The organism is Aeromonas sp. 601039, assembly GCF_049174415.1.
GTDB lineage: Bacteria > Pseudomonadota > Gammaproteobacteria > Enterobacterales > Aeromonadaceae > Aeromonas > Aeromonas veronii_A.
Genome location: NZ_JAAKTL010000004.1, coordinates 89,840 through 109,872 on the forward strand (window position 1 = coordinate 89,840; position 20,033 = coordinate 109,872).

General features: G+C 59.4%; 20 protein-coding genes. All 20 read right to left on the bottom strand.

Features of this window, described 5'->3' with window-relative positions:
- Positions 1-2: 2 nt before the first annotated feature.
- A complete protein-coding gene (gene mreD / locus G5195_RS05300; RefSeq protein WP_227341518.1) occupies positions 3-488 on the bottom strand; it encodes a rod shape-determining protein MreD in 486 nt (161 codons plus the stop codon).
- Positions 488-1,381, bottom strand: a complete 894-nt coding sequence (gene mreC, locus G5195_RS05305; RefSeq protein ID WP_005342907.1) for a rod shape-determining protein MreC — start codon at positions 1,379-1,381, stop codon at positions 488-490. The genes mreD and mreC overlap by 1 nt, the downstream gene beginning before the upstream one ends.
- Positions 1,382-1,423: 42 nt before the next feature.
- Positions 1,424-2,464, bottom strand: coding sequence for a rod shape-determining protein (locus G5195_RS05310; RefSeq protein ID WP_005340051.1), 1,041 nt, complete (start codon positions 2,462-2,464; stop codon positions 1,424-1,426).
- Positions 2,465-2,668: 204 nt separating this feature from the next.
- Positions 2,669-6,325 carry a DUF6701 domain-containing protein gene (locus tag G5195_RS05315; RefSeq protein WP_421235918.1) on the bottom strand — a complete coding sequence of 1,219 codons (3,657 nt, stop codon included), beginning with the start codon at positions 6,323-6,325 and terminating at the stop codon, positions 2,669-2,671.
- On the bottom strand, positions 6,322-6,747 hold the full coding sequence (locus G5195_RS05320; RefSeq protein WP_144716014.1) for an MSHA biogenesis protein MshP: 426 nt from the start codon (positions 6,745-6,747) through the stop codon (positions 6,322-6,324). The genes G5195_RS05315 and G5195_RS05320 overlap by 4 nt, the downstream gene beginning before the upstream one ends.
- A gap of 37 nt (positions 6,748-6,784) precedes the next feature.
- Positions 6,785-7,714, bottom strand: a complete 930-nt coding sequence (locus tag G5195_RS05325; RefSeq protein ID WP_421235919.1) for a PilW family protein — start codon at positions 7,712-7,714, stop codon at positions 6,785-6,787.
- On the bottom strand, positions 7,714-8,274 hold the full coding sequence (locus tag G5195_RS05330) for a type II secretion system protein (protein ID WP_128834797.1): 561 nt from the start codon (positions 8,272-8,274) through the stop codon (positions 7,714-7,716). The genes G5195_RS05325 and G5195_RS05330 overlap by 1 nt, the downstream gene beginning before the upstream one ends.
- A complete protein-coding gene (locus tag G5195_RS05335) occupies positions 8,261-8,749 on the bottom strand; it encodes a type II secretion system protein (RefSeq protein WP_128834795.1) in 489 nt (162 codons plus the stop codon). Before G5195_RS05335 ends, G5195_RS05330 begins: the two co-directional genes overlap by 14 nt.
- A 58-nt stretch (positions 8,750-8,807) precedes the next feature.
- A complete protein-coding gene (locus G5195_RS05340) occupies positions 8,808-9,239 on the bottom strand; it encodes a prepilin-type N-terminal cleavage/methylation domain-containing protein (protein ID WP_106844143.1) in 432 nt (143 codons plus the stop codon).
- Positions 9,240-9,253: 14 nt separating this feature from the next.
- Positions 9,254-9,925, bottom strand: coding sequence for a prepilin-type N-terminal cleavage/methylation domain-containing protein (locus tag G5195_RS05345; protein WP_106844142.1), 672 nt, complete (start codon positions 9,923-9,925; stop codon positions 9,254-9,256).
- A 77-nt stretch (positions 9,926-10,002) separates the two neighbouring features.
- Positions 10,003-10,464, bottom strand: a complete 462-nt coding sequence (locus G5195_RS05350; protein WP_128834793.1) for a hypothetical protein — start codon at positions 10,462-10,464, stop codon at positions 10,003-10,005.
- A gap of 145 nt (positions 10,465-10,609) precedes the next feature.
- Positions 10,610-11,830 carry a type II secretion system F family protein gene (locus G5195_RS05355; RefSeq protein ID WP_005340027.1) on the bottom strand — a complete coding sequence of 407 codons (1,221 nt, stop codon included), beginning with the start codon at positions 11,828-11,830 and terminating at the stop codon, positions 10,610-10,612.
- Positions 11,831-11,833: 3 nt separating this feature from the next.
- Positions 11,834-13,543 carry an MSHA fimbrial ATPase MshE gene (gene mshE / locus G5195_RS05360; RefSeq protein WP_421223044.1) on the bottom strand — a complete coding sequence of 570 codons (1,710 nt, stop codon included), beginning with the start codon at positions 13,541-13,543 and terminating at the stop codon, positions 11,834-11,836.
- A 73-nt stretch (positions 13,544-13,616) separates the two neighbouring features.
- Positions 13,617-14,699, bottom strand: coding sequence for a tetratricopeptide repeat protein (locus G5195_RS05365; RefSeq protein ID WP_266134568.1), 1,083 nt, complete (start codon positions 14,697-14,699; stop codon positions 13,617-13,619).
- Positions 14,696-15,592: an ExeA family protein gene (locus G5195_RS05370; RefSeq protein WP_216952746.1), complete on the bottom strand. Its 897-nt coding sequence runs from the start codon at positions 15,590-15,592 to the stop codon at positions 14,696-14,698. The genes G5195_RS05365 and G5195_RS05370 overlap by 4 nt, the downstream gene beginning before the upstream one ends.
- A 92-nt stretch (positions 15,593-15,684) precedes the next feature.
- Positions 15,685-17,355 (bottom strand): pilus (MSHA type) biogenesis protein MshL, encoded by a 1,671-nt coding sequence (gene mshL / locus G5195_RS05375; protein WP_421235920.1) that lies wholly within the window; start codon positions 17,353-17,355, stop codon positions 15,685-15,687.
- Between the two features lie 70 nt (positions 17,356-17,425).
- Positions 17,426-17,755 carry a SctD/MshK family protein gene (locus tag G5195_RS05380; RefSeq protein ID WP_106844136.1) on the bottom strand — a complete coding sequence of 110 codons (330 nt, stop codon included), beginning with the start codon at positions 17,753-17,755 and terminating at the stop codon, positions 17,426-17,428.
- On the bottom strand, positions 17,748-18,395 hold the full coding sequence (pilO, locus tag G5195_RS05385; protein ID WP_106844135.1) for a type 4a pilus biogenesis protein PilO: 648 nt from the start codon (positions 18,393-18,395) through the stop codon (positions 17,748-17,750). Before pilO ends, G5195_RS05380 begins: the two co-directional genes overlap by 8 nt.
- A complete protein-coding gene (locus tag G5195_RS05390) occupies positions 18,395-18,988 on the bottom strand; it encodes a PilN domain-containing protein (protein WP_227341523.1) in 594 nt (197 codons plus the stop codon). The genes pilO and G5195_RS05390 overlap by 1 nt, the downstream gene beginning before the upstream one ends.
- Before the next feature lie 100 nt (positions 18,989-19,088).
- Entirely contained in the window at positions 19,089-19,952 is an 864-nt protein-coding gene (locus G5195_RS05395) for an MSHA biogenesis protein MshI (RefSeq protein WP_421205609.1), read from the bottom strand.
- Positions 19,953-20,033 lie beyond the last annotated feature (81 nt).

Consider the following 20,033-nt stretch of genomic DNA (forward strand, 5'->3'; position numbering starts at 1 on the left):
ATTTACCTGATATTGAAGCGGCGCCGCACCTTGCGCAGCACCAGAAATACCCAGGGCCATATTAGCATCGTCGTCAACATCGACCAAAAGTAGGCGAAGTTGAGGCTGGCCCGGCTGAACAGGTGCTCGGCCCAGAACACCGTCAGCTTGCCCACCAGCGACAGCCCACCGATGATCAGGGCCTGTTGCCAGAGGGAAAAGTTGCGGATCTTCTGGAACTGGAAGGCGGCCAGATAGGTAGTGATGGCCATCGCCATCGCCCGCACACCGAGGGTGCTGCCAAGCAGCACATCCAGCAGCAGGCCGGCCACCCAGGCGGTGCCGACATTGGCCCGGTGCGGCAAGGCCAGTGCCCAGTAAATGAGCACCATGGCCAGCCAGTCCGGACGGAATGGATCAAATTCGAAAGGAAGCGGCAGGATCGACAGGCTCAAGGCCAGCAGGATCGAAATCCAGATCCAGATCCTGCCGCTGGCGGGTTGCAGCATCAGCGAGTGGCTCCAGCGGCGGAGGCAGCCGTTGCCACCCGTTCGCCATTCTCATCATCATGTACTTCGGGTTTCTTGTCGGTCCACAGCAGCAGCAGATAACGCAGCCGATCCAGCTCTACCAGCGGCTTGGCCTCGACCTGGGCGAAGGGCTTGCCCTCCACATATTCGGATCGGGTCACGGTCGCCACCGGATAACCTTCCGGGAAACGGCCACCCAGACCCGAGGTGACGAGCAGATCCCCCACCTGAATATCGGTGTTGCGCGGCAGGTTGCGCAGCTCCAGCTTGTCGAGCTCGCCACTGCCGGAGGCGATGGCGCGCAAGTCGTTGCGCAGCACCCGCACCGGAATACCGTGGCTGGAGTCGGTGATCAGCAGCACGCGACTGGTGGTGGAGCCCACGTGGAGCACCTGACCAATCACCCCCTGATCGTTGATCACCGCCTGACCGTTATAGACGCCATCCAGCGCCCCCTTGTTGATCAGCACCTGATGGCTGAAGGGGTCGGAATCCACCGACAGCAGCTCAGCCACCATCTTGCGGGACTCTTTGTGCACCGGTGAACCCAGCAGCTCGCGCAGACGCTGGTTCTCGTGCTCCAGATGATCCATCTTGAGCAGGCGAGAGCGCAGGGTAAACAGCTGTTGCTCCTGCTGCTTGGTCTGCTCGATGAGATCGGCACGGGTCTGCACCTGGGTCGACATGGTGTCGAGCAGGGTACCGGGCGCATTGGCCATGTATTGCAGGGGACTGACTAACGAACTGAGGTAGACGCGGACATGGGTAAACACACCGAAGCGGGAATCCGCGACGATGGCAGCGATGGAGATGATGACGGCGAGAAACAACCGTAACTGAAGCGAAGGGCCTCTACCAAAAATGGGTTTCATGGGTCGTCAAAAAAGAGCCGGCACGCTGGCCGGCTTTGGGTCTTATTCGTAGTGGAACAGATCGCCACCGTGCATATCGATCAGCTCCAGCGCCTTGCCGCCGCCACGGGCCACACAGGTGAGGGGATCTTCGGCCACGACGACAGGAATGCCGGTCTCTTCCATCAGCAGACGGTCGATATCTTTCAGCAGAGCGCCACCACCGGTCAGCACCATGCCGCGCTCGGAGATGTCGGAAGCCAGTTCCGGCGGAGACTGCTCCAGCGCCACCATGACGGCGGCCACGATACCGGACAGCGGCTCTTGCAGCGCTTCCAGGATTTCGTTGGAGTTGAGGGTGAAACTGCGCGGTACACCTTCAGCCAGGTTGCGACCACGGACTTCGATCTCGCGCACCTCTTCGCCCGGATAGGCGGAGCCGATCTCGTGCTTGATACGCTCGGCAGTCGCTTCACCGATCAGGCTGCCGTAGTTGCGACGGACGTAGCTGATGATCGCTTCGTCAAACTTGTCGCCACCGATACGGACTGACTGGGAGTAGACCACACCGTTCAGGGAGATGATGGCCACTTCAGTGGTACCACCACCGATATCAACCACCATGGAACCGGTCGCTTCGGATACCGGCAGGCCGGCACCGATGGCAGCAGCCATAGGCTCATCGATCAGGTAGACCTCGCGGGCACCGGCGCCCAGTGCGGACTCCTTGATGGCGCGACGCTCAACCTGGGTTGAACCGCACGGTACACACACCAGCACACGCGGGCTGGGGCGGAAATAGTTGTTGTCGTGAACCTGCTTGATGAAGTGCTGCAGCATCTTCTCGGTCACGTAGAAATCGGCGATCACGCCATCTTTCATCGGGCGGATTGCGGAAATGTTGCCCGGGGTACGGCCCAGCATCTGCTTGGCGGCATGACCGACAGCAGCGACCGATTTGGCGTTCCCGCGCTCTTGGCGAATGGCGACAACTGAGGGTTCGTTAAGGACGATCCCTTGATCTTTTACATAGATCAGGGTGTTGGCAGTTCCCAAATCGATCGACAGATCGTTGGAAAAGACGCCTCTGAGCTTTTTGAACATGGCTACGGGAAATCCTAAGAATTTGGAGGTGCAGAAAACCGGCTAACTTTACCAATGCCCACCCCAATGGGCAAGCGCTCAAACTGTCGCCAATCAATCAGGCGCGACAAAAATGCGAGTCATCACTCACTCGCACACGCTTGCAAACACTAATAAACAAGGATTTAGGGGGATGCTGTTGAGCCAACCCCCCTTACACATCAATTACTGCAATACTTCGCGCCGATAAATAATTCTGTCATTACCCCGGCTGGAGCCGAAAATGGCCTCACCTTGCAGGTTGCCGTCATTGGCACTCGTTGGGTCAGACAACCAGAGTGGCGATGATGGCTGTTTTGCCAATTCGACCTTGTAGGGGATGCGCACCGAGATGTCCGGCTTGGCAAAGTGGAACAGGATCTCCCCGTCTTTCGCCAGTGCAGCATCCCCACCCGGTGCCGAACTGCCCAATCCCAGCTTGATCTTGCGACCTGCCCCCAGATTCAGCTCGCGAGTCGCCGCATCAAAGGTGTGACTCGGATTGAGGAAAGTGAACCCCTGATTGGCCAAAGAGAACTGGGTACATTGATCTTCCTTGTTTTGCAGCCAGTTGCCCCCTTCGTAATATTGCATCTGCAGTGGAATGGCCAGCGGTGCCGAGGCCAGACCCGCCGCCGTGCCCGCCTGCAGGCGGCCAAAATAGGCTTTCATAGGCACACTGTCTATCTGACGGGCATTACAGCCGCTGCCACTGCAGTTACCTACCACGGCATCATTGAAATTCGGGCTGGCAATCAGCGTTCTGTCGCCATCGTTATCCCTCATATACAGACCAAACAACAAAGAGTTGTAGGGACCATCCGGTTGCGTGCCAGAGAGGCGCACAAACTCGCTGCTACCGGTAGTCAAGGCCGCACGGCCATCGAGCCATGGCAGCGGCTGCAGACTGCGCAAGCGGCTCGACAGGGATTTACCATCCTTATCATTGGCAACCGAGAGATAGGCTTCGCCCTTGGCAAAGGGCCCCGTATAGTTTCGGGTCTGTACGCCCATCGTATTACGAGCCAGCACATCCAGCATGACGCCAAAGGGCTGCCCCATATAGGAGAACGCATTGCAGGCTGGCACTATGTCGCCGCTCACCAGATTGAAGTCGGCAGGAATAAAACGCCCCACCGGCTGGCTCTGGGTTGATGGGATGGTGTAATTGAAGTAGCCATTGACTGGCGGCGTCGCCGTCATCCGGAATACTCCCACCTCGCTCACAGTCTGGCTAACGCTATTGATACTGTTGGCCGCAGCAACATGGTTATAGGTGGTAGTACCCAGCGTTGCATTAGTGCCCGGATTGGGTGCCACCAGCGTACTGCCCAGAGCAATATTGGGCAGGGCAAAGTTGGGCGTAGTCTGATTCCCTACGCAGATATCCCCATCATTGGCGGATTCCCAGGCCATCGCCTTGATATCTACCTGGAACGTTTCCCCCGCTTTTTTGAATACCGGACAGCTGCTGTCACCTGCCGCGCAGACCCCTTGCGGGGGCGTGATGCACAGACCGACCGGGCGAGCCACAAACTGATCCGCGCCTAGCATCACCAGACCGGCTTCACTGCCAGTACCATCATAACGAGCATCCAGTTGCACCTTGCCCGCATCCGGGTACTTAACCGTTATGGTCGACTGCCCCTGCGCATCGAATACGAGGGAGAGCGGCGTTGCAGCCCCCTGACTGGCACCAATCGTACTGCTGTTGACGCTCATCTGGCTGTTATAGGGGTTACTGGTGGGGGTGATATAGCTGCTCCAGAACTTGACGCTCTTGGTCTGGCTGGCAAACCCCGGCACACACTGCTTGGTCACATCGCTCTTTTTGACCGCCTTGATGGTCACCGTCTGCGGCTGGTTCGAGTAGGTGTCGGGCACGTCGAAGATAAATCCGCTGTCGGCAAAGGTGAGCGTACAGGCAGCCGCACTCTTGGCGCCACCGCCAACCCGGCACAGGGTGGTACTCAACGGTTTGGTCGAGGGCGTCGAGCCGCTGACCCCGACGGTCACCGTACCGGCGGTATTCTGTCGCAGCGCCAGCGTGGTGGTTCCTCCGCTGAAGCTCACTTGATTGCCTCCCACCCAACCACCGCTGCTACTCGTTGCGGGTTGCAGGGTGGCAGTCACGGGTTCGGTCACCAACAGGCTGCAGTCGGCATTGGCACAGGCCCGAATGGTCAGGGTTTCAGGGTTGCAGGTCAGCGCATTGCCGCTGTGATCGAATTCGAAATGATCGATCTGGGTGCCCACTGGACTGGAACGCAGCGCACAGATCCGCACGTTATCGATCTCGTGGAAGTTGGTCACCGACCCGGTGGACCCAGTCAATGACAGCAGGAAGTTGCCCGGTACTGTCGCTTGGCCGGTCTGGCTCGTCATGTTGATTGGACCAACGAGCGTACGAAACCCGTCACCGCTATCCCGTTCGACGGTGGCCACCGAGTTGCCCGCCGTGCGAGAGTCGACCGTAATGCGATAGCGGTGGGGGCGATTGCTGTTGGTACCGCTGTCGACGGTCGGGTTGAGATTGCTGGCGGTTCCGGCCAGGTAGCGGTAACCGGAGGTACCGGAGCCGGATCCGCGAATAGAGACGGCCTGCGGTCGGGAGCCGATATTATAAGACCCCCCCTCATTGGCGTAGTTGCCGTATTCGTCGATCCCGACACCAAGCCAGCCGCCCGCAAAACCACTGATCCCGGTCTTGAAACCGTATCCCAGGGGGCCACCAAATGCACCAGGTTGTGGCGTCAGGGTGGCATCCGAGAGCACCACCGCCATGCCATCCGCCCCGCTTGTGCCGGAAGTCTTGTAGGCGTATTGATCGAACTCGACCGTCACCAGGTTACCTGCACCGGGGAAGAGGCGCTGGAAAGTGGCCGACGTGGCCTGGTTGGTGACGTTCTGGGTGAGACGCAGGCGACCATTCTGCACCGATGGCAATGTGCTGTTGTTGCGCTGAGCCACGACCCAACTGTCGGGGTTGATCTGGCTGCTTTCGAAACCGTCGACAAAACAGGTCAGCATCGGCGGAAGTACCGCTTCATTGATGCTGGACTGGGCATCCATGGCCAGATAGCGGGCCGTCACCCTGCCATAGACGGTGGCATTATTGTTCATGGTGAGCTTCCCATCGGCATAGAGATAACCATAAAACGTGGTGCGGTTGTCGATCACCATGTCGTTATAGTTAACCCAGATGAGACTGCCCTGATTATTGGCATTGATATTGACCGTATTGACCAGCTTGACATCCTGATTGACGAAAATCCGGGTGGTGCCACTGCCTGAGAGACGGATGGTACCGCTGTCCAGAATCAGCTTGTCGATGAAGTAATCCCCCTCCCCCAGCACCAGGATCGCGTTGTTGCGCACTGTCAGCGTCTTGATCAGGTAGGTGCTGCGGCTGGGGAACGTCATAGTGCAGTTTTCTACCGTCATCGCACCATAAGAGGTACTGGAAGCCGTTTGCGAACCGAACGAACAGAGCTGGGTCGAATTGGAGGTGATGGCGGGAAAAGCATTATTCCCGCTCAGGGACAGCCCGCGGATATCTTTGCCAGTAACGCTACAAACCATGTAGCCGCCAGTACCATCATCGCAGCGCGGCGTATTGTTCTGATCCGGCTGGATGGAGCAGAAGTTGAGAGGCAAACCGCCGGAACCGTTGATCTTGGCGTTGTTGAGTTGGCTAAGCTGGTAGCCGCTAATCTGATGGCAAACGTTATTGTTGTTGCCATGATGCCCTTGCACCACATCCGGAAAGAGCGTGCCTGTGTCGATAGGGTCGAAGGCCCAGACATGGCCAGTAAAGAGGGCAAGCGCCCATACCCATTTCATTGTCCGCCTCCGTCATACGCTTCAAGCATCAGAGTTCTGCTCACGGCAAAATCGGGACTCGCACTATCCAGTTCAGAGGAACCACAGGTTCCGACACTCTCGAGACGATAGCCATTAGTCACGGCACCGTTATAGGTCACCGGAATCTGAGTGCAACGCACAGCAACTTGGCACTGCACCAGACCGGTAACGCCGGTGAACGAGGGGGTCGGGCTGATCCAGTCACAACGATCCTGGGGAGATGGCGCAGCAGGCCGGTTCGGAAACAGCTGATACAGAGCAATCTCCAGCCCGCTCTGGGCGGCCAGCAGAGCACGCACACTGCGTACCTCCACGGTATTTTTCTCGCTACTGTCGACCAGAAAACGGCCCATGGCGGCCGCCAGCAGCGCCATCACCACGATCACAAACAGGGCGATCATCAGGGCGCTACCACGCATCCGTCCTGCCGGGAGTGCATCACGGGACATTGAACACCTCGATCTTGTGGCTGAAGGTGACCGACTCCCCCTTGCGTTCGAACAAGAACCGCATGCCAAACTCCCCTTCCGCGTTGAATGCCGATGTTTCCCGATAGAAACCGCCAGCGCGGAGCGACTCTGCCATCAGCACGCCTTGCGCAGGTAAAGGAGCACCGATTGCGGCACTGGCACGAGTGAGGGTGCCCCCATCAACGCAATAACGTACCTGTTGATTGGCAAAGTAGACACGGCTACCGGGAGAGAGGCCAGCCAGACTCTCGCTATTGGTATAGCGGATCGTTTGTGCGCCGGAGACGGGCGCCAGCACATCAGCAACCCTGGCCACACAGCGGCCATATTCACAATTGCTCAGCAGCGACCCTGCACTTGGGTCAGGTACCGGGAAAACGATCATCCAGTCACCTTTGCCGACGGCTAACGGATCTGCACTCGACGGGCTGGCAGCAGAAGCCGGGGTCGCCATCACCAGCTCAAGGGTGGCCGTGCTCCCCGACATGGCACGGTTAAGCGCCAGATAGCGGCTGGAGGTGCTGATAGGCCAGAACCGCAGGCAAGCCCCCGAGTCAACCCAGGTACCATCAAGCGTCTCGATCCGCTCCGATCCCGGCACCGCATCGCGCAGTTCGCGATTAAGCCGTTCCATGGTGAAGCGGGCATCGCTCATCAACTGCTCACGACTGCTGGCATCACCATAGATCTGGCTGCCGATGCCGATAAACTGGCTGGTAAATGTCGCCATGATGCCCAGCAGCAGGATCACCATCACCAGCTCGACCAGGGTAAAGCCACTGTTACCCCCAGGTTTACGGTAAGTTCGACTAGCCGCCAGACATAATCGGAGGCCGGAAGTGGTTACAGGAGCGGACTTTCGGACAGGCAGGCAACACCCGACAGCGGAACGATTCATCAGTAGTTCCCCCGGTAGAAGGAGAAGTCGAGTACGCTCTCATCCGGCAGCTTGATCTGCAGATCAATCCGCTTGCCCACAGAACAGGGCGCGGTACAACTCTTGAAGGTGCCATCGCTAAAATCGACGGCGCTGACCGCAATCCTGACCTGATAGTTGCGATACTCCTCGCCGCTGATCCCCGCCGCCGTCTGGGTAAACCAGCTGGCATCCCGCCAGTTTCCCGCAGTATCGAAGTCATCCACATCGTTATAGGCGTAGGGAGCCGGCTCACCATCGGGGCCATAACTGCCGGAGCAGGGAGCTATGTTCACCCCCGCCACCTGCTCGCCACAACGATAACGGCCACCATTATGATCCGAATGTTCATCAAACGACTTTTGCAGGATCTCGCCGGAGAGGCGCTGGGCCAGCTGGGCGGCACGCACCTGCTGCACCGGGTCTACCGCCCGGGGCGCCTGATTGATGAGTAACCCCAATATGCCGGTCAAGGCCACCGCCAGCAGCACTATGCCAACGATCAGCTCAATCAAGGTAAAGCCGCGCTTAAGGGATCTCATGGATATACCCCTCAGACTCAATCTGGATGCGGCTGGTTTCGCGACCATCACTCACCAGCAAGGTACAACCGTTGGCACAGCTGCCTAGCGGTCTGCCCATCTGATCGAAGCGGAGTACGAAGCTTCTGTTGCTGTTCAGGGAAAGCGTGATTCCGTCAGAGGCGGTCACCAGCCGACCACGGGTGCGCAGGTTATCGGTCCAACCACTGCCCAGATCATCGCTGGCGGGACACGCCGCATAAGTACGGTGGGCAAAACGGGGAGAGGCGACCACCAGCAGGGTACAGCGGTTGGCAGGCTCATGCATATTGACGGTCTGTACCAACCGCAGACGGGTCAGCAGTTCATCACGCACAGTTTGAGTTTCAACGCCGCCTTTGCCCAGCCATTTGGGCACGACAAAGGCGGCGAGAATCCCGAGTAACAGGATCACCACAACCAGTTCAATCAGGGTAAAGCCCTTGGTTGCAGGCATGGTTTTTCTCATAGGGGGAAAGAAGAAAGCGAGGCCAAAGCCTCGCTTGATAATTCAATCAGTTGCTACAACCTGTCACATCAACACTGAATGCAGCGGCTGAAGTGGCCTCATTGTATTTAACTTGGCAATTAGCGTTATTGCCAGCCGCCTTGGGCTTGAAGGTCCCTTTGGATGCAGATACTTCATCCCACCCATCTAAAGTAACGGCGTTTGCAATGGTACCTACTGTCGGATAGCCATACTTGGCATCGACGGTAGTGCCAGCAACAGAGACTGCCGAAGAAGAGTTTTCAATACCTTGGATAGCCGCCTTACTGTAAATCATCTGAGCCGCACTCTGTAGTGATGCTTTGACCCCATCAGCAGCTGCTTTACGCGCATCATCCTGCAGATTCAGGAACTTGGGTGCAGCGGTGACCGCCAGAATCCCCAGAATAATGATCACGATAACCAGTTCGATCAGGGTAAAACCCGCCTGTTTTTTCATTTCACTTTCCTCTGTCAATTGATGTTGGTAGTCACCTGACCGGACGCCGGACGGTAACTGAAACTCATGAATGCATCAGTACTGCCTTGCGGATCCTGATACTTGCCATCGCTGCCCTTACTCAAACTATTGACCAGATAGTAACGACAGACCGAATCCAGTCCATTACTGCTCACAGTGGCATAGTATTTCAGGTCATTGCCGCTACCGCGTACTTCATTGAAGTTGGCCGTAGCCTTGGGCGGGTTTTGCAGCAACCCCTCCCAAATCTTGAGACAACGCTCTGCGCTCAGATTGGCCGGATCCACATCCGGATTGCCGCTAGCCGCAGTATCCATGGGATAGCCGGGAGACAACTCGCCGTTGCTGATCTGGGCATCGGTCGGCGTGGTCAGATAGAAGCGGCTGCCGTCATAGAGCACGGTATTGAGGCTATCCTGTTTGGCGCGCCCTTCCGCTTCCCACTGGGCCCGCACTAGCGACACTCCTGTTGCAAAACCACCCGAGACGCCCTCGACGCTGGCCTTTTTCGCCTCGTCGGTTACATCCAGAAAACGGGGCAATGCTGTTACCGCCAGGATCCCCAGGATCACGATAACGATCACCAGCTCAATCAGGGAGAAGCCGGCGGTCACTCTTGTCATCCCGTTATTTGGCATTGATGGTGCCATTGGTTTCATTTTCATGCTCCCTTGGTAATGGCCGATATTATTTCATGCAGACCTAAAAAAATCATGTAGTTGGGTCATATGATTAGCCTCATTCAAGGCTTTTTAATCACTCGCCCGTCGGAAAACAGATAAACCAGCCAATAACCATCCCACCCCATCTCGCACCCGCTGCCATCGGGGCGGGCCAGAAACTGCAAGGGTGGCATGCCCCCCTCCGTCTCTCCCACCAACGCCAGCCACAACTGACGACAATTTTCTGATGGTGATTGCAGGGGCAACAGTCCGAGTGGCCAGCCACGCTCATCAAATTGCCAACCATGACCCGCGCTATGCAGGGTGTCGGGGCGCCGTTCATTCAGCCAGATCCCGTGCAAACGCTGTGCCCGCTCCGCAAATTGCTCTCCCAGCAGGGTGAGCGAAAGCTGTTGCGCCTCCTCCCGGTTGATCTGATAGCTGCGCACCAGGGTCGTGACGATCACCATCAGCAGGATTATCACGGCGATCCGCCGATATCCGGCCAGCCAGCGATCATCCTGTTGTGTCTGTCTGTTCATCCACTCCTCGACTCCCTCGCCCTATTGCCTCTTACGACGCTCATCATGCCCAGCCACTCAGGTGTGAAGATGCCGAGTTACTTGCTACGAACCACTCACATCCCGCTCGCATCATGTCCCACCATTCTGGCGTGAAGATACGGGGTTACTTGCCTCTTACGGCCCTCATCATGTCCCACATAGGCGTGAAGATACCCAGCGCCAGGATCAACACCATTACTGCCACGATCCCGATCAGGATCGGCTCGATGCGGGCGGTGAGACTCTTGAGGTCATAATCCACCTCGCGCTCGTAATACTCGGCCGCTTCGTGCAGCAGGTCATCGACCTGACCGGTCTCCTCACCCACGGCGATCATCTGCATCACCAGCGGGGTGAACAGGCCGCTGCTGCTGGCGGTGCGAAGCAGGCTCTCGCCCCGCTCGATACCGGCGCGCATATCCCGTACCCGCCCCGCCATATAGGCGTTATCCACCGCATCGGCCACCAGGGTCAGCGCGGTGTTCAGCGGCACCCCTGCCTTGAGCATCATGGAAAAACTGCGGGCAAAACGGGCCAGCAGGGAGCGCTCTATGATGGTGCCGACGATCGGCAACTTGAGCTGCCAGCGGTGCCAGGTCAGCTTGCCCTTGGTGGTGGCGACCCAGCGGCGCCAACCGAACACCATCCCCGCCAGAATAGCGAGCAGCAGCCACCAGTAGTTGACAAAAAAGTGCGAGGTGGCGAGCAGAATGCGGGTCGCCAGCGGCAACTCCACCCCGAATTTGGCGAACATGCCGGCAAACACCGGGATCACCATGATATTGAGGATCACCATGGCGATACCGATGGCGATCATCACGAAGCTGGGGTAGCGCATCGCGGTCTTGATCCGCTTGCGAGTCTCCAGCTCCAGCTCGAAATAGTTGGCGAGCTGCAAAAAGGACTCTTCCAGCTGACCTGTGTTCTCACCCACATGGATGATGGCGACGAACAGGCTGCTGAATACCTTGGGGTGCGCCTGCATCGAGCTGGAGAGCGGGCGACCGTTGCCAAGATCTTCCCCCAGCGAGTGAAGCGCCCGCTTGAGCGGCTTGCTGTGGGTACTCTCCTCCAACCCGGCGATGGCACGCAGGATCGGGATCCCGGCCCGGGTCAGGGCATACATCTGGCGGCTGAAGATCACCAGCTCATCCAGCTTGACGCCACCTTCCAGCAACAGTGACCAGTCGATGGCGGCGGACTTGGCCTTGCCCGGTTTGAGCTCGGTGGGCATCACACCACGGCGCATCAGCTGCTCGGCGGCCGCCATCTCGTTGGCCGCTTCGACCACGCCACTGGTGGCGTTGCCCTGGCTGTCACGCCCCTTGTAAGCAAAGTTAGCCATCGCTTACCCCAAATCCTCGGCCAGTCGCAACACCTCATCCACCGAGGTGATCCCCTGACGGGCATAATCGAGGGCAGTGAGGGCCAGCGGCCGGTAGTGTTCGTGTTGACGGGCCGCCTTGGCGAACCCTTCCGCATCGTTGCGGCGCAGGGCATCCATCATCGGCTGATCCAGCTCCAGTAGCTCGTAGACCCCGATCCGGCCGGAATAACCGGTAAAGTTGCAGCTCTGGCAACCCCGGCCCTTGTGATAGGTATGCTGGCCAGGCGCCTCGCCGGAAAGCACGGTGAGCCAGGTGGCCTGCCCTTCGTCGGGCGCCTTCTCCTCGACGCAGTGCTCACATACCCGCCGCACCAGCCGCTGGGCGACCACAGCCCGCAGGGCACTCGCCACCAGATAGCCGGGCGCCCCCATGTCGATAAGGCGCAAGGCACTGGTCACCGCATCGTTGGTGTGCAGGGTGGTCAGCACCAGGTGACCGGTGATGGCGCCACGCAGGCCGATCTCCACCGTCTCGTTGTCACGCATCTCACCCACCAGCAGGATGTCCGGATCCTGACGCAGGGTAGAACGCAACACGTGGGAAAAGGTGAGACCGATCTTGGGATTGACCTGCACCTGGCTGATACGGGGCAAACGATACTCCACCGGATCTTCGACCGTGATGATCTTGTTGCTGGACTGGTTGAGCTCGGAGAGAGCGCCATAGAGGGTGGTGGTCTTGCCGCTACCGGTGGGGCCGGTCACCAGGATCATGCCGTGCGGGCGTTTGAGCTGACGACGGAAACGGGTCAGGATCTCCGGCGGCATGCCGGTCTCGGTCAGCGACAGGATGCCGGAGGATTGATCCAGCAGACGCATCACCACAGACTCGCCATACTGCACCGGCATGGTGGACATCCGCACATCCACATCACGGCCGCGCACCTTCATGTTGAAACGGCCATCCTGCGGCAAGCGCTTCTCGGAGATATCGAGCCCGGCCACCAGCTTGAGACGCAGCACCAGCGCCTGGGCGATGCGCACCTCGTTGAGGATATTCTCGTGGAGGATGCCGTCGATCCGCTGGCGAATGCGCAGCACCTTCTCGTCCGGCTCGATGTGGATATCCGACGCTCCCACCTGCACCGCATCCTCGAACAGGGAGCGCAGCAGCTTGGCCACCGTCGCCTCCCCCTCGTCATTGGCCCCCAGATTACCTGAACCCAACTCGAAGCCGGAGTCCTGATACTCCTCCTGCAGCTGTTCGGCGAAGCTCTCAATCTCGCGGGTGCGGCGATAGAGGCGGTCAAAATAGTCCAGCAACTGCCCTTCCCGCGCGACCGCCAGCACCATATCCCGCGGGCTCAGCAAGGCAGCAATGGCATCCAGCGCACTCAAGTCCGCCGGATCCGACATGGCTACCGTCACCTTGTCGTCGGTAAGGTTGACCGCCAGCGCCCGATAACGGCGCGCCTGCACTTCGGGCAGCAGCGGCACCGCGGCGGCATCGATGGTGAGGTTATTGAGATCGAAGAAGGGTACATCCAGCTGGCGAGCGAGGAACTGCAGCAGCTGTACCTCGCTGATAAAGCCGAGGTCAATCAGAGTGGTACCCAGTTTGCGTCCGGTCTGACGCTGCTGCTGCAGGGCAAGCTGCAACTGATCATCAGAGATGATCTGCTCCTGAACCAGCAGGTCGCCGAGGCGCATTTTCAGTCTGGGTTGTGCCATGTTTGCTCCGATATCTGTTACTTCACACCCGTTGCCGCATCCGATGAGGCTTCGCTCATCGAATCTGCGTTTATCAAGGGGTTAGTTGGCCTATTCGTTGTTCCAGCCAGTTGGTCGACGCCTCGCCGAGATTGCCGTGCAGCAGGGCGTTGCGATAGGCATCGAGTGCCCGCTGGCTGTGCCCCTGACCATCCTCGGCGACACCGAGACCAAGCCACCAGCGGCCCTGATCCGGCTGCTGGCGCAGCAGCTTCACATAGAGCGCCGCCGCATCGGCATTTTGACCCAGCTCCTGGGTCAGACCCGCCCAAGTGGCGTAATAGTCCAGGTTGCTGGCAAGATCAGGTTGATAACCGGACAACCAGCCAAGCGCCTGCTGTTGCTGCCCCTCGTTGATGGCAAGACGGGCCAGCAGCAGACGAAAATCGGCCTGTTGGGGATCGAGCCGGATCCCCTCCTCCAGCAGCTGGCGCGCCTCGGTCAGGCGCCCCTCGCCGTAGAGCAACCCCGCCAGTTGCTCGCGCGCCCCCTGGTTATAGGGATCGTGGGCCAGCACCTGATAGTAGTTGTCCTGCGCATCCCGCAGGCTTCCCTTGGCCATGGCGGTCGTCGCCTTGCGCTCCGCCAGTGCCGCCAGCTCCTTGGCCGACAGCTCGACCGTCTCGATCTTCAATATGCCCGGTTTACGCGGGGCGCTGGCGACAGCCTGCTGCTCTGCCGCCAGTTCGGCGTATAGCTCGGGCTGCAGCTCTTCATCGGTCGGCTCCGAATCGTCAACATCGCTGGAGGCATCAAAGGGGGCACCATCGGCCATCTCTCCCTCTACCTGCCCGCCAGCGGTATCAGCCACTCTCTCATCCCCACCCGGCAACGGCAGCGCAGCGGCCACTGCGACCGGCTCGGGCGGATTGACTGGCTCGGCGGCCCGTGTCACCACATCGGGAACCACCACTTCGCTGGCGGCGACGACAGGGTGTGTCTGCTGCCAGTAGATCCAGGTGCGCCAACCGAGGATCCCCAATGCCAGACCACAGATCAGGGTCAGCAGCAACATCCACCACCCCTGCTGGCGCGCAGGGGCAATATAGACGGCAGTTCCCTCGGCGCCTTGCTGGCGCCGATCCAGATCTTTCAGCATCTGGTTGATAACGCTCATGGCCAGACTCCATAAGCCAGGGCGCACCCCAGCAACAGTAACAGTAACAGGGGCCACCAGCGCAATGGCGCAAAGCGGCTGGCATCGTCGGTATCGCGAATGGCGAGCCTCACCAGACGGCTATCGATCCGGCGCCTCCCCTGACCGTAGGCCAGCATCAGGCACTTGTGCGCCAGGATGTTGATAAGTCTCGGGATCCCTCGCGAGGCCCGCCACAGCATCCGCATGGCGCGGCCGGCAAACAGTGGTGCCCCGCGGTAGCCGGAGACCTGCAATCTGTGCTCCAGATAGGCGCGGGTCTCGTCAAAGCGCAGCGGGCGCAGGCAGTATGAAAAGCCGATCCGCTGGCGCAGTTGGCGCAGGTGGGGCCTGGCCAGTCTGATATCCAGCTCCGGCTGGCCGAACAGCACAATCTGCAGCAGCTTGCTCGATTCGGTCTCGAGATTGCCAAACAGGCGAATCGCCTCCAGAGTCTCGTCAGGCAGCGCCTGGGCCTCATCGATCAGCACCACCACCCGACTGCCCTGCTGGTGCAGGCTGATCAGGTGACGATGGATGCGATCGGTAAGATCCAGCTCACTCTGCTCCCGCACCGACAACCCCAGTTCCAGCGCCAGCGCTGTGCGCAGCTCGGCCGGGCTGAGGTGGGGATTGGGCAACCAGGCGAGCCGCACCGGGCACTCTTCCGAGCCCAGCTCGCTCAGCAGTTTTCGGCAGAGCAGGGTCTTGCCGGTACCCACCTCGCCGGTCACCTTGATAAATCCCTCCCCTTGCGCCAGCGCCCAATTGAGCACCTGTTGCGCCTCCTCGTGAGGGGGCAGGCCGTAGTAGAAGCCGGTATTGGGGGTGAGGCCGAACGGCGCCTCCTGCAGGCCGAAGTGGCTCAGGTACATGGGCGCTCACCAGCCAGTACGGGGAACCTGCGACCGCGAGCCTCGGCCCGCAGTACGGCGGAATGGAAAGATGCCAATCGCCAGCTCATGGCTTACCCCTTCGCCGGATACCACTTGTCGAGCAGATCTGCGGAACGCTGCAGCTCGTTTTGCCAGGTATCTTTCTCCACCACGGTCGGTTTGAGCATGATCACCAGCTCCACCTTCTTGGTGCTCTCGCGACGATTGGTAAAGGCTTCGCCCACCCAGGGAATATCTCCCAGCAGCGGCACCTTGCTGACGATCTCCTGCTTGTCGGTCTTCATCAGACCACCGATGACGATAATGTCGCCGTTATTGGCCTGCACTACGGTATCGGACTCTCGAATGGAGCTTTTCGCCAACGGCAACACCAGCGTATCGCTGTCTGTCACCTTTATGGTCTTGGTTTGTTCTTCAGTATCGATAACGGAGGGATGGATATGCAGCAGCACCTTCCCCTCTTCATCGATCTGTGGTGTTACATCCAAAGAAATACCTGAGAAGAAAGGGGTCAACTCTACATTGGGAGTTGTTCGGTCACCGCTCGTCGTGCTCACGGTTGTTGTCGATGCATTGGTGACGAAATATTCGTCCGTCCCCACCTTGATCACCGCCTTCTGGTTGTTGGTCGCGGTGACACGGGGGCTGGAGAGGGTATTCACATCGCCCTGGGTCTTGAGCAGGTTGACCGCCACCTCGAAGTTGCCATCAGAGATCGTGAAACCGGCGCCGCCGCCCAGCGCACTGAAGATCTGGTTGGGGGTGGTGGGCAGCTGGGTCTTGGCAAGTGACTGGCCGCCGGTAATACCCTTGCCGCCATCCCAACTGGCGGAGAGACCGCTCCAGTCAACCCCCTGCTCATACCCTTCGTTGAGGGCGACTTCGATGATCCGCGCCTCCAGCACCACCTGGCGCTTGAGGTGACTCTCGGATTGATTGAGGAATTCACGTACCGCCTTGAGCTCCTTCGGATAGGCGCGAATAGTGACCAGACCCGCCTGCGGGCTGGTGATCACGGCGCGACCATCACCCGTGCCAATCAGGGTCTGCAGGGAGTCGCGCAGATCGGTCCAGTAGTCGCTGTTGGTGTCAGTCTCGATCCGGGTACCGTTGCTGTTGTCACCGCTCGAGTTGTTGCTGGAGGAGCTGTTGCTGCCGCTGTTGTTGGACGCGCTGTCGAAACTGCTGTTATTGCTGCCATTGTTGTTGTCATTGGCAGTCACCCCGCCGGTGCTGACCGAGGTGCGGGAGAGGCCACGGCGGGACATCATCAGATAGTTGACCGGAATGGTTTCGGTGCGCAGACCCGCCGGATAGATGTGGAAGACATTGCCCTTGCGCTGCACGTCGAAGCCATACATGTCACCTACCACCGCCAGCACCTCCGGCAGGGTCACATCCTTGAGCTCGACCGAGACCAGCCCGGCCACCCCGGGATGAACCGCCACGCTGTAGCGGGAGCCCTTGAACAGGGAACCGAAAAACTCCACCGCCTCCACGTCGTGAGCCGCGATGCGCAGCCGCTTCTCCGGCATGCCGACCGGCATCTGCGGCCGGTTCAGCTGCAGCAATTCACTCTGCACCGATTTGGGCAAGGCGGTCAGCGGGGCAGCCTGCTTCTGCTGTTCGTTCATGGCCTGTTTGAGAGCATCCTTGGCCTGGGTCGGCTCGGGGTGCTGATACGTGGTACAGCCTGCGGCCATCATGGCCATGGTGATCAGACAGAGACGGTGTTTTTTCATGTAATTAGAGCACCCTGACTTGCAATTAAACTCGATAAAGCCGCTCCACCTCTCGAAAGGCAAGCACGACTCAAACCCGGATCTTGCTGGCAAAGAGTGTGACCGCGTGGCGTTTGCCCGCCTTTTCCAGCACCACGGCATCTGCCGTGATGGCCACCAGCGTATAGCCATCCACCTGTTGCCCGACCCGATAACTCTTGCCATTGAGCACCGCCAGCGCCGGGCCATTGCCCAGCACCACACTCTGCAGCTTCGGTAAACCGGTGTTGCTCTCGCCGGTCGCACGGGCGCCAATCGCCACATCCGCCAGCGGTGCGGTGGGATCCTGCAATACCTCGACCTGCTCCGCCTTTACCAGCACGCTGAACAGGCAACAGCACAACGCAAACACTCTAGCCACGGATAAACTCCTTGCTGGTACTCAGGGTGTAGATCTCCATCTCCACCACCGCGCCGGGATAGGATTTGACCCGGTAGTCGAACTGCTTCCAGTAAAAGTGGCGCGGCAAGGCTTCCAGCGCTTTGAGATATTGATAAACATCGAAATAGCCGCCTTCAAGCTGAAGCCGGATACCATGTTTGTAGAGATTGACCTTCTGTTCTCCCGCCATCAGCGGGGTCGGCTCCAGCGAACTGAGCGCCAGCATGTGAAGGTTGGCGGAGCGGGAGAGCAGCGCCTCCAGCACCTGCGGCATCTCGTGCGCCGGGATCAGATCGACGGTCTGGGCCTTCAGCTCATCGTCGATCCGGGCCAGATCCGCTTCGACCTGCGCCAGCTGGTCGCGAACGCCCTGATTGGGATCCCGCTTGAGCCGAGCCTGTTTGCCGAGGTTCTCCAGCTCCATGATTTCGAGGTCGCGCTCGGCGGCGCTCAGGGCCATGCGATCCTGCTGCAGGCGGGTATCGGCGCCATCGAGCCAACCGTAGATGCTGCCAGCGCCCAGCAAAACCAGACCGGTAAGCAGGATCAACACCCGCTCCCGCTGGCTCAACCGGGCGATACGCTGGCCCCACGCCTGCCATTGTGCTTTCAGGTTCATCAGGGTTTCTCCCGCGCGATGCCGCTCAACTGGAAGGTCAGACGACCCTCCTCGTCACGGCCGAGGGTCAGTTCACCAAACTCCTTGCCTACCAGACTCGGGGTCTGCTTGAAGCGGTTGACCCAGGCCGGCACATCCTGACTGCGTCCGGCAAAACCGGAGAGGTTGATCCGCCCTTCGTTGATCTCGATGCGCTGCAACGAGAGGTTGCTGCTGCGAATGCGGGAGAGATCCGCCATCACGCTGGCATAGCCCTGGGATTTTTGCAGAGACAGGCTACCGAGCTGACGCATCAGCCCCTGCTTGGCGGTCAGCTCATCCCGTTTATTGACCAGTTGCTGTTGCAGCCGGGGATCCGCCTGATGGCGCGCAAGCTCGGCATCGAGGCGTCTGGCCTCGCTGCGCTTGAGCTCCAGCTCGGCGGTGCGTTGCGCCAGCGCCCGGCTGACCTGCTGCTGCTGCCAGCTGTAACCGATAGCCGTCAGCAGGATCAGCAACAGCACAACACCCCATACCAACGCCATCTGATTGAGGCTGGCCCACTGCCGCTTGGGACGAAACTCGGCACCATAGAGGTTTATCTGACGTTTCATCACGCATCCTCCCCGATGGCGGCTGCGTAGGCAGAAAGGTATTCGACGCCAGCCAGCAACATTGTCTTGTTGACCATGGCAGCAAGGGGGAATAACACTCTCATTGATCATCCCCCAATGCGGCAGCATAAGCCGAGAGGTATTCGACGCCGGCCAGCACCGCCTTGTTGGCCATGGCGGAGACGGCAAAGCCGAAGGTCTGCTCCATGTGACGCACCAGGGTACCGATAAAGGGCGAAGCGACGGCAAACTGCATCTGCCCCAGCTCGGGCAATTTGAGCTGGCCCGCCAGATAGTCGAGGGAGCGCTGGATCTCCAGCGCCAGTGAATCGAGCAGCATGGCGTCAGGCTCATGTTCGCCGGTCAGGCTGGTGAAACCGCGCAGCTGGCGGGAGAAGCAGAGCCCGCCCTGATGGAAGACCAGCAGTTGCAGATCCTGCCCCTTGGGCTGCCACAGCAGCATGCGCACAGTGTCATCCGCTTCATAGAGAGAGGTGAGCGCCAGCTCGTCGCTGATGATGGATTGCAGGGTGGCGATGCCGTTGATGGCATCGGCCAGCTGTTGCACCCGGCTCTTGGGCAGGCAGATCACATTGATGCGCGGACGACCGGCAGGCGGGGTGGGCAAGTCCACATAATCCATCGCCAGTTGCAGCACGGGTTCGCTGACATAGTCCTTGATGGCCCAGGGGAGCGCCCCCGCCATCTCGGCGTCGGGCACGGCGGGCTTGTCGATCTGGATCTGTTGATAAAGACTGGCGGCGAGGGCTACCCGCACTTTAGACTTGGCCAGCCCATAACGGCTGAACAGCTCGTTCATGGCCACAGCCCACTCCTGTGGGCCGTTGATGGTGCGCGTCGCGAAGACGGGGGGATTGCCCACTGCAGCCAGCATGATCCTGTCATTGGCCAACAAGAGCCCGACCTGGCGGCTTGGCGTCGACCGTCTGAACAGTTTTTTCATGTAAGCCCGCCCATCAATAGTGATTAAATGTATGAAATATTAACATAAACAGCAGATTAGCCTCTATATAAAAGACGGACT